Below are 13249 nucleotides of genomic sequence, written 5' to 3' on the forward strand. Positions count from 1 at the left end.
ATCACCCCGATGATGTTCCCCTGCATGTCCCGCCGGGTGGTGGCGTTCAAGAGAACATCCCGCCGCTCCCGCCCTTTTGTATATAAGGGAAACTCGTAGTTCGCGGTTTCCACCCCCATCAAGGCCTGGTCCAAAACCCCTTTTACGGGAACCCTGTATTCCTCGGTGATAAATTCCTCCACCAGGTTTCGCCCCAACGTTTCATGCTTTTCGTATCCGGTAATCTCCACCGCCTTGCGGTTCCACTCGGTGACCCGCCCCTCCCGGTCGATGCCGAAGATGGGAGCGTTGGCGGTATCAATGAGGTTCGTCAATTCCTGCGCAATCCGGGCCGACTCGACCTCCGCTTTCTTCCGTTCGGTGATGTCCTGGCCGACGCCGATCACCCCGATGATGTTCCCCTGCATGTCCCGCCGGGTGGTGGCATTCAGCAAAACCTCCCGACGCTCCCGCTCTTTGGTATAGAGAGGAAACTCATAGTTGGCCGTCTCGTGCCCTTTCAAAGCCTTATCCAAAACCTCCTTCACGGAGGCCTTGTATTCCTTAGTGATGAACTCTTCCACCAAGTTGCGGCCCAAAGTCTCGTGCTTTTCGTAGCCGGTAATCTCCACCGCTTTGCGGTTCCATTCGGTCACCCGCCCTTTCCTGTCGATACCGAAAATGGGGGCGTTGGCCGTATCAATCAGGTTGGTCAATTCCTGGGCAGTGCGGGATGACTCCACTTCCGATTTGCGACGCTCGCCGGCTTCCAAGAAAACTACATGGATGGCGGACCGGCCTTCAAAGGTGGTCGGCATCGTCGCCACCTCCACGTCAATCACCTTTCCATCCAGGCGCACGAATTTTTCCTGGATCAGAGGAGATTTCTCTCCTTCCTCCAACACCCGGCGCCGACGCTCCTTGACAATGGCGTGAAAATCAGGGTGGATTAAGGCGAGGGGGTGTTTCCCAAACAATTGTTCCGGACGTTCCGCCCCGAGTGTCTGAGCCGCGGCTTGATTGGCGTACACCATCCGCTCTTCCGAGTTGATAACAAACATCGGCGCCGGGGACGAGTCCGAAAGCGAACGGGCTGGGTTTTCCATTGCCCGAACTGCTTCTTCCGATTGCTTAAAAGGGACGCCGCGGACACGAGATTGGAGAGTTTTTAGTATGTTTTTGAATTTTTTACCATTAGTCATGAAAATACCCGCCTTTCAAAATAAGCATCCCATTCTTTATAAGATTCGGCCATCCTTTCGTCACACAAATTGCAGAAGTTATTAATGCAAGTCCTTTGCCGAAAAACTGCCCTAACCGGTTGAAACCCAAAGCCCGGGTCTCAATGCGGGCAAAATTTTTAAAAAAACAGATTGAACAAATTAAGGGATGCTTGTGAAGCTTGTCACTTGAACAAGAAAACCCAGCCTCCTTTCCCCCTTGAGCCGCTTGAATAAAAAAGTAGTGTTGGCATATACATTTAGGGAATAGCTATGCTCTGAATAGGTCTTTATAAGGCTCATAGCGGAACAGGGCAAATTATAGCCAAACACCAACATTGCTAGAATGAAACATTGAGCTTTATCACTTTTATGCATATTGCTGCGCTTTTTTGACAACCGGCGATGATTTAACATATCACATTATTGCAAGATATTGCATTTTTTCACCATAACGAATAATTAAGGCCTTCCGTATAGTAGGGGCTTCACCCCTTTTGTAACCTGCGGTTTTTTCCTGTGAAACTGAAGACTTGGCAGCTGGCCCTGTCAAAATGGACATTGACAGAAAAAAAGCTCTTGGCACCTTTGTTGCTAGATACCTCCCCCAGCACTTGGTGGCCAGCAGTAGTTCAAAGAAAAAAGGGTGGGCGTTATGTGAAGGTGTAGCTCTGTTTTTTCCTTTTTTCGGCTCAAGGAAAAAACGGAAGAGAAGCGTTAATGAAAGCAAGAGGAGGTGATTCAAATTCTACTTACCCAAGGCGGATAAGTTTTGGCCGACGGGCGTTCCGAAAAGGCCAAAGTTTAATTGCTTTTAAGTGCCACCATTTATTGGAAGAAGAGGAGGTGCCAAATGCGTAATCGATGTACGGTATACGCATTGATTTTCGCCGTAATGATTCTCTTCCTCTTCGTCGGCCCGCTGTGGGCTGACGAAGGGGGTTCCAATACGGCCCCAAGCACCGGAGGGATAACTTGTCCCTCCAATGTTGTGCAGAATTGCGCCCCAAACAGTTGTGGCGCGATTGCCAGTTTCACGGTGCCCTCCATCAGTTTGCCCTGCGGTTTGGGAACGGTTATATGCGTTCCACCGCCCGGGACACTCTGTGGAGTGGGAATAACGCCAGTCACCTGCACGGCAAACACGGCTTTATGCGGAATACAGACCTGCAGTTTCACCATCACGGTTAACGATATTTTTCCACCCCTGCTCGTCTGTCCGCCGAATCAGACCGCAAATGCAAGCCCTGGGCGCTGTGATGCGGTCGTTTCATATCCGGCACCCACGGCTACCGACAACTGTCCAAAAACCACGGTCAGTTGCACCCCTCCTTCCGGTTCTACTTTCCCGGTGGGGGTGTCGACGGTCACCTGCACGGCCACGGATTCTTCCGGAAATAAATCGACCTGCAGTTTTACCGTGACGGTGAAGGATAATCAGCCGCCGCAATTGGTCTGTCCGCCCAATCAGAATGTGAATTGCACACCGGCACAGTGCGCGGCGGTGGTTTCTTATACGACCCCCAGCGCATCGGATAACTGTCCGGGGGCTACGGTCGTTTGCGTTCCTCCTTCCGGCTCCGCTTTTCCGGTGGGAACCACGACGGTCCGGTGCACGGCTACGGACAAATCCCTAAACACGACTGCCTGTAGCTTTACGATAACGGTGCGCGACAATCTGCCGCCGGTACTCAGTTGCCCGCCAAATCTTACTTTGCCGGCGGGCAAGGACAGCTGCGGAGCGATTGCCAACTTTTCCATTCCAGTCGCCACGGACAACTGCCCGGACGTTACGGTTACCTGCGTCCCGCCGCCCGGCTCTTTCTGCGGAATAGGGACCAAACCGGTCATCTGTATTGCCAAAGATCTGGCCGGCAATGCGGACACCTGCAGTTTTACCGTAACAGTCATAGACACCCTGCCGCCGGTGATTGTCTGTCCACCGAATCAAACGGTGAATGCCAGCGGCAATTGCGCAGCGGTGGTGACCTATCCGCCTCCAACCGTAATTGAGAACTGCCCGCCGGCCACGGTCAGCTGCTCGCCTCCTTCCGGTTCCACCTTCCAAGCGGGTACCACAACGGTGGTCTGTATTGCGGCCGACAACGGCGGAAGGAAGGACACCTGCAGCTTTACCGTGACGGTCAAGGATACCCAACCGCCAACAATTGCCTGTCCGCCGAATCAAACGGCCAACGCAGGACCCGGCTGTGAGGCGATAGTTTCGTATCCGGCACCGACCGTTTCGGACAACTGCCCGAATCCCACGGTCAGTTGCAATCCTCCATCCGGCTCTTCGTTCCCGATTGGGACGAAAACAGTCGTCTGCATAGCGACGGACAAATCGGGCAACAAGGATACCTGCAGCTTTACGGTGACAGTGCGGGACAACCAGCCCCCCACGGTGGTTTGTCCGCCCAACATTATCCTGTCGGCCGGCAAAGACAGTTGCGGAGCAATCGCCATTTATACGACCCCCGTCGCCGTTGACAACTGTCCCGGCGCCTCGGTTCTATGCGTTCCTCCTTCCGGAACTTTCTGCGGAATAGGAGCCAAGCCGGTGGTTTGCATTGCGACCGACGCTTCCGGCAATAAGGACACCTGCAGTTTTACCATTACAGTTAAAGATCTTCTACCGCCCGTATTGGTCTGCCCGCCGAATCAAACGGCGAACGCCAGCCAAGGCCAATGCGCGGCGGTAGTATCCTATCCACCTCCAACCGTGATTGAAAACTGCCCGCCAGCCTCGGTCAACTGCACACCCCCTTCCGGCTCCAGTTTTCCGGTGGGGAATTCGACCGTGGTTTGCATTGCCACGGATAACGCGGGTAACAAGGACACCTGCAGCTTCACGGTGATAGTCAAGGACAATCAGTCACCGATAGTCAGTTGTCCCCCCAATCAAACAACCAACGCCGGAGGCGGCCAGTGCGCCGCGACGGTGCAGTATCCTCTGGCCACCCTTTCGGATAACTGCCCAGGCGGGACGGTTAGCTGTGTCCCGCCCTCCGGCTCATCTTTCCCCGTCGGCACAACGACGGTGGTCTGCATCGGCACGGACGTGTCCGGGAACAAGGACACCTGCAGCTTCACGGTGACCGTGCGGGACAACCAGCCGCCGAGCATCGCCTGTCCGCCGAATCAAACAGTGGGTGCCGGGGCCAACTGCGAAGCCGTGGTCTCATATCCTTCACCCACGGTTTCGGACAACTGTCCGGGGGCAACGGTGAACTGCGCCCCGTCTTCCGGTTCCACATTCCAAGTGGGGACCTCGACGGTCGTCTGCATTGCCACCGATAAAGCGGGCAACAAGGACACCTGCAGTTTCACGGTGACCGTGCGGGATAACCAGCCGCCGCAGATCGCCTGCCCGCCTAATCAAACGGCGAACGCCAACGGCCAGTGCGTGGCGGTGGTTTCGTATCCGCCGCCCACGGCTTCGGACAATTGCCCGGGCTCGGTCACGGTTAATTGCACGCCCCCGTCCGGTTCCAGTTTCCCGGTGGGGAATACGACGGTTCTTTGTATAGCCGCGGATGCTTCCGGCAACAAGGACACCTGCAGCTTCACCATTACCGTGCGTGACAACCAGCCACCGAGCATCGTCTGCCCGCCGAATCAAACGGTAAACGCCGGCGCCAACTGCGTGGCGGTAGTTACCTATCCCGGCCCCACGGTTTCGGACAACTGCCCGGATGTTACATTCAATTGTATTCCTCCTTCCGGTTCTCCATTTCCGGTTGGAACGAACACGGTGGTTTGCATAGCCGTGGATAAATCGGGGAACAAGGACACCTGCAGCTTTACGGTGACTGTGCGGGATAACCAACCGCCGACTGTGATTTGTCCGCCCAATCTGACGTTGGTGGCAATCAAGGATAGCTGCGGGGCGATTCTAACCTATACCATCCCGGGCGCTATCGACAACTGTCCGGGCTCGACCGTAGTCACCTGCGTGCCGCCTCCCGGAACTTTCTGCGGCATAGGAACCAAGCCGGTTATCTGTATTGCCAAGGATTTGGCCGGCAATGCCGATACCTGCAGCTTCACAGTGACTGTGAAGGATATCGTACCGCCGGTGGTGATTTGCCCGCCCAATCAAGCGGTGAATGCCAACGGCCAGTGCGCCGCGGTGGTTACCTATCCGCCTCCCACGGTGATAGAAAACTGCCCGCCGGCCACGGTGAGTTGCACGCCGCCATCCGGTTCCACGTTTCAAGTGGGAATCTCGACGGTGGTCTGCATCGCCACGGATAACGCAGGAAACAAGGATACCTGCAGTTTTACCGTGACGGTTCGGGATAACCAGCCGCCGCAGATTGTCTGCCCGCCCAATCAAACGGTGAGCGCGGAAGCCAACTGCCTGACCGTGGTGACGTATCCACCCCCCACGGTTTCGGACAACTGCCCGGAGGTTATGTTCAATTGCGTTCCCGCCTCTGGTTCCACCTTCCCAACGGGAACCACGACGGTGGTCTGCATAGCAGTCGACAAGTCGGGCAACAAGGACACCTGCAGCTTTACGGTCACTGTCAACGATAACCAGCCGCCGCAGATTGTCTGTCCGCCGAATATTGTTTTGCCGGCGATCAAGGATAGCTGCGGAGCGATTGCGGTTTACACACCGCCGGTCGCCGTGGATAACTGCCCGGCTTCGGTGGAAGTTGACTGCATTCCGCCTCCCGGCTCTTTCTGCGGGATAGGAATAACCACGGTGAAATGTATCGCCAAGGATAAGTCCGGCAATGCTGACACCTGCCAGTTCACCATAACCGTGCAGGATCTCCTGCCGCCCGTGGTGGTCTGCCCGTCCGGCGTCACCTTGCAGGTCGGGAGCGACTGCGGAGCGATCGCCATTTACACCCCCCCCGTCGCAATCGATAACTGCGGGCCGGTTACTGTGGAGTGTACCCCTCCCTCCGGCTCGTTTTGCGGCGTGGGGGTGACTGTAGTCACCTGCACGGCAACCGACAAACATGGCAACAAAACGACCTGCGGGTTCAACATAACGGTTGAGGATGTTACGCCGCCGGTGGTCGTCTGCCCCTCTGGTATTACCGTGCATACAAGCAATAGCGCAGGAGCCATTTGCGTGTACACGCCGCCTGTTGCCACGGACAATTGCCCGCCGGCCACGGTGGAATGCAGCCCTCCATCGGGTACTTTCTGCGGCATCGGAATAACCCTGGTGACCTGCACGGCTACGGACAAGCACGGCAATAAGTCTACCTGCGGGTTTGCCATAACCGTCGTGCTGAACGGCGGCGCGCCGCCCTCACCCGTTATCGACTCGGTCACCCCCAACGCCGGAAAGGTAGATGTGTGCTGGAGCGCAGTTCCGGATAAAGACCTGAAGGAATATCGGGTCTATCGGGATACGACCGATAATTTCGGCACATCGAAACTGATCGGGCATACAGCAGCCACCCAATACAAGGATTCCACTCCCAATGTAGGGAAACGGCTGTACTACCGTTTGACGGCGGTAGATTCGGCAGGAAACGAAAGCCAGCCGTCCGAAGCGGCCTCAACCTTCTTTGGAAAGAAGGGGGATTTGAACTTCGACGGCCAGCTCACCCCGATGGACCTGGTAATCTTGATGGATTGCCTGCACAATGGGACTGGAGACTGCTCGCTCGAAATTGGCGACGTCAACTGCGATGGGGAATTGTTCCCCTCGGACCTGATTCTGCTGTTGCGTGCCGTATTCGACGGCGAGAGTTTGCCATGTTAGCAAAAACCATGGAAGGAAAACCCAAATAGGATCGTCCTGAGGATAGCCCCGCCCCAAAAGGAAAACCCGCCCCCTAATGGGGCGGGGCTGCCTCCCTTTAATTGAATGGTTGAAAGAAAGGAGTTGTAATCGGATATGAAAAAACAACGTATAGGGGCGCTTATAACGGCCATCCTCTCGCTCTTTTTGGTTGTCGCTTTTGTTGCTTCCTGCCAAAAGTCCATGCCCTCGCGCCAAGAGGCGCTGACTTCCGGCGGCGGAAGCGAGGCAGCCGGTACTCTGCTGAACAACGGCAATGGATGGGGCAGAGATGGAAAACTCCCTGGGGATACGGCCACCGGAGGGGGGGGGACCGGAGGGTCGGCAGGCAGAACATTTAGCGGTGAGGCGACCGCATTCCGGGCCAATGTGGCGGGGGTGGTAACCGTGTTTTCCCATGCCGGACCGCTTGGGCCTTCTGGAGGAGCGGCGGAAGCGAGTCTTGTGCAAACGAGCGTTCCCGGTCTTGTAAGTGCGGAAGTGCTGCACGCCTCCACCATCGGTCAAGGTGACCGGAGCCGTTCGGAAGCTTCACTTGGAGAAGTGAACGTGGCCTGCGCCGCTGGCCAGACCATAACCGCCTCGTTTGCTTCCGCGCGAGCGGAGGCCGTCTGCACACCATCCGGAGTGCAGCTAATTGGAAGTTCCGAGGTGGCCAACCTGTGGATAAACGGCACTCCCGTGGTCTGTACGGGAGAACCGAATCAAACCGTCTTGCTGCCTTTGGGACTGGGGAAAGTCATAATCAACGAGCAGGTGCGGACCCAGCAGGGCACGTATGGCGCCATCACGGTCAATGCCCTACACATTATCATCACCACCTGCTTGCTTTGCAAGCCCGCCGATATCGTGGTTTCCTCGGCCCATGCCGACATCACCTGTGAAGGTACATCGGTCTGGCCGGAGGGGGACGACTTTGTCACCGGCGGCGGATGGATTAACGGGACACCTTCCGGCGCCCACGGAAACTTCGGCGTGGCTGGTGGAATTAAAAAAGGCGCCCTCTGGGGTCATCTAAACTACATCGACCATGGATGGAATGCGCAGGGGGTCCGGCACGTGAAAGGCACGGGCGTGACCAGTTATGAAGTCGTGGACGCCACCACCCGCCGCATTCGCGGAACCGCCGAGGTCAACAATCAAGGCGGCTACACCTATGAAGTGGAGGTCTCCGATAACGGCGAGCCGGGGCGGAACGATCGGTTCTTTATTCGCCTTTCCAACGGCTATTCGGCCGGCGGCTACCTGCAAGGTGGCAATATCCAACTGCACACCAAGTAAAAAAGCCAGCCAGCGGCATCATCTCTCTATAGGAGAGAATCCGGCCGCCGTCGCCAACCGGTGGACGGCGGCCGGGGGGGATGCCCTGAAATGACGGGTAATTTAAGTGGAACAGAAAATATACGCATCGTATGGTACAGCCGGGGTGGTGACCGACTTGCAAATAAACGGCACTCCGGTCATCAGTACGGGAAAGCCCAATCAAATCGTTTGGCTTCCGCTGGGAACCGGAAGGGTGATAATCAACGAACAGATTCGTTCCCCTGAAGGAGCTTACGAGTCCCCTACGGCCTACACCTTGCATGTGATAATCCCCGGAGCGATCGACCTGGTTGTTTCCTCGGACCGTGCTGAGGTCGCCCGCCTTGACTTGCCGGAAAATTCAAAACCGGTTGGGTAAGGATTGCTCCTTTGAAGTTCGGGGTGCCAAAAAACTGGATGAACTAAACTACACCGAACAGCGGTTTTTGAGACCGCTTGTCATTGATTCCGAAAATTTCAGCCATAGATGTTTATCTTTCCAAGTCGAAATATTTCTGCATGTTACATCAAATTTCGAGAGCGTGACAAAATGCCACGAAAGCGGTTGAAACGCCTTTAAACTACCTTGAACCGTAGCAAAGGTTGTAGCAAAAGCCGTAGCAAGGCAAAATTTGGCGAAGAAATTATCGAATCGGAATCGACTGAAACTGCTTGAAATCCAAACCCTTCCGACAAACTACCCCCGGGCCGATTCGAACGGCCGACCAACGGTTTAGGAAACCGCTGCTCTATCCATATCTGAGCTACGGGGGCCCAAAGCCAAATTAGAGGGTGGAAAAGCAAAAAACAAGACCGCCGGTTCGTGCGGCCGGCCGCGCGGGTTGCCGGGCGCGGCTTAAGGAACGGCGGATCGGGTGGGAGGGGAAACCGGTGCTTTTCGCGGGAGCGGAAAAGTCAACGTGAAGGTGGTGCCGGCCCCCACTTCGCTGGCGACGGTAATTTCCCCGCCGTGGGCCCGCACCACGTTGTAGCAGATCGTGAGCCCCAAGCCGGTGCCGGGCTGGCTGCCGTCCCCGTACACCCCCTTGGTGGAAAAGAAGGGGTCGAAAATCTTGGGCAGGTTTTCCGGCGTTATTCCCGACCCGTTGTCCGCCACCTCGACGCGGATGGACTCCCCGAGGGGGGCCATGCGCACCGCAATTTTTCCCCCCTGCCCGATGGCGTGAACGGCGTTGATGAAAAGGTTCAAAAAGACCTGCACGAGCTGCTCGTGCTGCCCCATAAGGGGCGGCGTTTTTTCCAGGCGCCACTCCAATTGGATCGCCTGGCGGTGCAGTTCCCGGGCCACCAAATCGGCCGCCTCCCGCATAACCTTTTCCAGATCCACCGGCAGCCAGGTCCCCTCCCCCACTTTCTTGGAAAAGCTCAAAAGCTGCCGCACCACCTCTTTGGCCTCCTGGCTGATGCGGATGATTTCCCCAAGATTCTTGGTCATCTTTTCCGGCTGCCCGATCCGCAAAGCCAGATCGGCGTACCCCACGATCCCCCCCAGAAAATTGTTGAACTCGTGCGCCACGCCCGCCGCCAGCGTGCCGATCGATTCCATCTTCTGGCTCTGCAAAAGCTGCTGCTCCAGTTTTTTCTTCTCGGTAACGTCCCGAAGCACGCTGCGGATCAAAATCCCCCCCTCGCGCGAAACGACCCGGCGGGAATGGGCCTCGGCATCCATCACCCCTCCGCCGGCCAAAACCAGATGCACGTGGCAGGAGGATTCCTCCGCCGAGCCGGAAACGGTCCGCACATGCTCCTCCCAGGCCCCCTTGGAGTCCGGATGCACCCAGTCGGAAAAGGGACGGCCCAAAATCTCCTTTTTGGGAACCCCCAAGACCTTTTCCTGGGTGCGGTTGCAGGCCAAAACCCGGCCGGTGGAGTCCAGCGTCTGGTACATGTCCGGCGCGTTTTCGTACAAATCGGTGAACTTGGCTTCCGATTCGATCAGTTCCTGGATGAGAAAGGCGTTTTCCAGGGCGGTCTGGGCCTGATAGGCAAACGCCTGCACCAGCCGCAGAAAATTGTCCGGCGACTCATGGGTGTTTTCCGCCGAAATCAAAAGAAAGGCCAGAAGCTTGCCGCCGCGGGCGCGGAGCGGGGCGCAGAAAAAGCGGGAAAAACCGAGCCGCCCCAGGCAGTCCCCCACCGCCGAGGGCCAGCCCTCCAGCCGCGCCAGGTCGTAGTAGCGGCACTCCCCCGCCTCGATGCAGCCGCGCAAAAACTCCTGCGCCCGCGAAAGCTCCTGCACCAGCCGCCTTGCGGTCCGGCTCTCCTCGGGGGAAAGGCGGTATTCAAACAAAGCCAGGCCGTTCGGCGCGGACACCAGAAGCAGGGCATGCCCGCTGGAAAGCAGCTTGCGGGCCGACTCCAGAATCAACTCCAAAACCTCCTTCCGCTCCCGGGCGGAGGCGATTTCCGAAGAGAGCCGGTTCAAGATGGAAAGCCGGAGGTTCTGCTTGCGGCTTTTTTCGAAAAGCCGGGCGTTGGTCACGGCGATGCCGACCTGGTCGGCCACGGTTTGCAAGGTCAAAACGTCCGCCGGCCAGAAGGCGTCCGGCTGGGAGCTCTGGATGTCCAAAGTCCCCAGAACCTTTCCCTCCGCCTTGATGGGAACGGTCAGCTCGGAGCGGGTGTCCGGCAGCTCCTTGACGAAGTGAAAGGCCGGCTCCTTGGTCACGTCGTTCACCAGAAGCGATTTTCCGGTTCGCGCCACCATCCCGTTGATGCCGCGGCCGATGGCCAGTCTTTGCCCCACGGTGGACTTGGCCCCCCGGTATTCCCCCTTGCCGGCCATCACCACCAGTTCGTCCCTCTCCTCGTCCAGAAGAAAAATATGGACTTGATAGTAGCGGAAATGGTCGTGCAAAAGCCCCACCACGTAGGGTAAAAGTTCGTCGAGGGAAAGAAAGCCGGCGATCCGCGTCGCCACCTGGCTCAAGGTTTCCAGCTGCACCAGCCGCCTCTTTTCCCGCTGGAAATGCGCCAGCCGCTCCACGGCAAAAGTCAGCTGCCGCGCGGCCGGCGCCAGAACCGAAAGCGGCTCCCCCCGCACCGCCTGCCCGGCGGCCAAAAGTAAAATCCCGCTTTTCTTTTCGTTTATCTCCAAAGGAACGGCCTGCCAGTACTCCCCCCCGAACAGCTTTTTCAAATCCAAATCCCCCCACGCCCCTTCCCGCAGACACTCAAGGGCGGACTTGAAAGACGCAAACTCCCGGCTCTCCCCTCCCAGGGCTTCCTTGAAACGGGGATTGGAACCGGCAAAATACGCCAGCTTCCGGGCCGCCTCCTCCCACAGAAATACGAGTCCCGCGGAGGCCGCAAACCGTTCGACGATGGTCGCCAGCGCCTCCTCCAACTGCGCCGGATTGTCCAAAACCTCCCCGGCCGCCGCCGTCACGGCATTCAGAAGCTCCAGTTCCCGGTTCCGCCGGCGCAGCCCTTCTGTTTCCCCTTCACTGGGGGAAGGGGGCGGGGCGGCTTTGGCGATGATCCGTTCCACCACTCCCATAACGGAACGAATCTCCTCCCCGGAAAAAGCGAACGGCGTATCCCCCAGAAAACTCAACACCAAGCGCACCTTTCCTTTTCCGTCGGGAAGGGGAAGGCCGAAATAACAGTCGGTTTTATATTCCTGAACGAATGAATCCTGTTGGAAGCGTTTCCGCGCGTCGTCGCAGTTGTAGAGCCGTCCCTCCCTCCAGACCGCTTGCGAAACCGCGCCGGAAAGGGGGAAACTGCCGCCCTTCAAACCCTTTTCCCCCCGGACGAGCCACTGCGCTTCCAGTTGCCGGCCGGCCGCCCGCTCAAAGCGCACCATCCGCGCCGCGTAAATCTCGGCCAGCCCGACCGCCGCCGGCAGCATCGCCGGCCCGTCGTTTTTGGAAAGAAAACGCTCCAGTTGCGAAAGTTTTTTTAGCCGCTCGGCCGGACTGTACGCCAAATCACGTTCCCCGCTGTTGAACGTTTCACCGGACACACCCCACCCCTTAGGTATGGACCCATTTCTTTATAAATATCGGCTTTTCAGAGGGAAGCTGTAACCTTCCCGCCGTCGATGATTTATTTTCCCCTCCGTTTCGGCCGATAATTGGAACAAGGGAATGCCGTTGGCGGTTGAAAAAGATTGAGGGTGTGGGAAGGATGACAAAAGAAACTCCGGAACTGAACGTTTCGATTCCTGCGGAATTGCCGGTTTTACCGCTGATGTCGGCGGTTATTTTTCCGCAGGGCGTCACCTCCCTGCACGTCCGGCTGGAAAAAAACATCCGGCTTTTGGAAGAAAACAAAGCCGACGACCAGTTGGTCTGCGTGGTGGCCCAAAAGGAAAGCTCCCCTTCCGTCCAAAAGCAGGAGGATTTGTACAAAATCGGCGTCGCCGCCCGTATCATCCAGCGGGTGAACATGCCCAATCACACCATTCAGGCCGTTTTCCACGGACTGACGAGAGTCGAACTCGAAAAACTCGTTCAGACCGAGCCCTTCTTCGTGGGGCGTTTGAACCCCCTCTCTTCGGAAGAGATTCAATCCGTCGATACCGATCTGTTGATTGCCGAGGCGCTCGGGCTTTTTGAACGGCTGGTCGCCTCCGACCCCCGTTACTCGCCGGAGCTGGTGCAGGTTTTGCGGCTGAATCTCTCCTCCGCCGGCCATTTTGCCGACCTGTTGGCCGGCTACGCCCTCTTTCCCCTGTCGGAAAAACAGCAGATTATCGAGACCTTGAACACCAAGGAGCGCCTCTACCGGCTGGTGGAATTTTTGAACCGGGAGTTGAACAAAAAGAAAGTGGAAACCGAGCTGGCGGCCAAGGTGCAGAAGGATTTGGAAAAAAACCAGCGGGAATACTACCTGCGCCAGGAGCTGGCCGCCATCAAACAGGAACTGGGGGAAAAAGAAGCCGAGCCGAAAGATGTGGAACGCTTCCACCGGATTTTGAAGAAAGCCGCCCTCCCCGCGAAGGTGAAAA

Annotated in this window: 6 protein-coding genes and 1 tRNA gene; 4 read left to right on the top strand and 3 right to left on the bottom strand. The window is 57.1% G+C overall.

All coding sequences use genetic code 11. The features are described from left to right. Positions 1 to 1085, bottom strand: a 1085-nt coding sequence (locus VNL73_08560) for a PAS domain-containing protein (GenBank protein ID HXF49457.1), incomplete at its 3' end; no start/stop codon positions are given. Positions 1086 to 2310: 1225 nt separating this feature from the next. Between VNL73_08560 and VNL73_08565 the strand changes: the two genes are divergently transcribed. The 3 genes from VNL73_08565 to VNL73_08575 all read left to right on the top strand — a co-directional run bounded on the left by VNL73_08565 (position 2311) and on the right by VNL73_08575 (position 8653). Beyond that, entirely contained in the window at positions 2311 to 6933 is a 4623-nt protein-coding gene (locus VNL73_08565; protein HXF49458.1) for an HYR domain-containing protein, read from the top strand. A gap of 135 nt (positions 6934 to 7068) precedes the next feature. Next, entirely contained in the window at positions 7069 to 8253 is a 1185-nt protein-coding gene (locus VNL73_08570; GenBank protein ID HXF49459.1) for a choice-of-anchor P family protein, read from the top strand. Positions 8254 to 8359: 106 nt separating this feature from the next. Continuing rightward, on the top strand, positions 8360 to 8653 hold the full coding sequence (locus VNL73_08575) for a choice-of-anchor P family protein (protein ID HXF49460.1): 294 nt from the start codon (positions 8360 to 8362) through the stop codon (positions 8651 to 8653). A 319-nt stretch (positions 8654 to 8972) separates the two neighbouring features. Here the strand turns inward: VNL73_08575 and VNL73_08580 are convergent. After that, a tRNA-Arg gene (locus tag VNL73_08580) sits at positions 8973 to 9048 on the bottom strand. Between the two features lie 82 nt (positions 9049 to 9130). Beyond that, positions 9131 to 12262: a GAF domain-containing protein gene (locus tag VNL73_08585; protein HXF49461.1), complete on the bottom strand. Its 3132-nt coding sequence runs from the start codon at positions 12260 to 12262 to the stop codon at positions 9131 to 9133. A 164-nt stretch (positions 12263 to 12426) separates the two neighbouring features. Here VNL73_08585 and VNL73_08590 point away from each other — a divergent pair. Further along, positions 12427 to 13249, top strand: an 823-nt coding sequence (locus VNL73_08590; GenBank protein ID HXF49462.1) for an LON peptidase substrate-binding domain-containing protein, incomplete at its 3' end; no start/stop codon positions are given.

The organism is Verrucomicrobiia bacterium, from assembly GCA_035574275.1.
Lineage (GTDB): Bacteria > Zixibacteria > MSB-5A5 > DSPP01 > DSPP01 > DSPP01.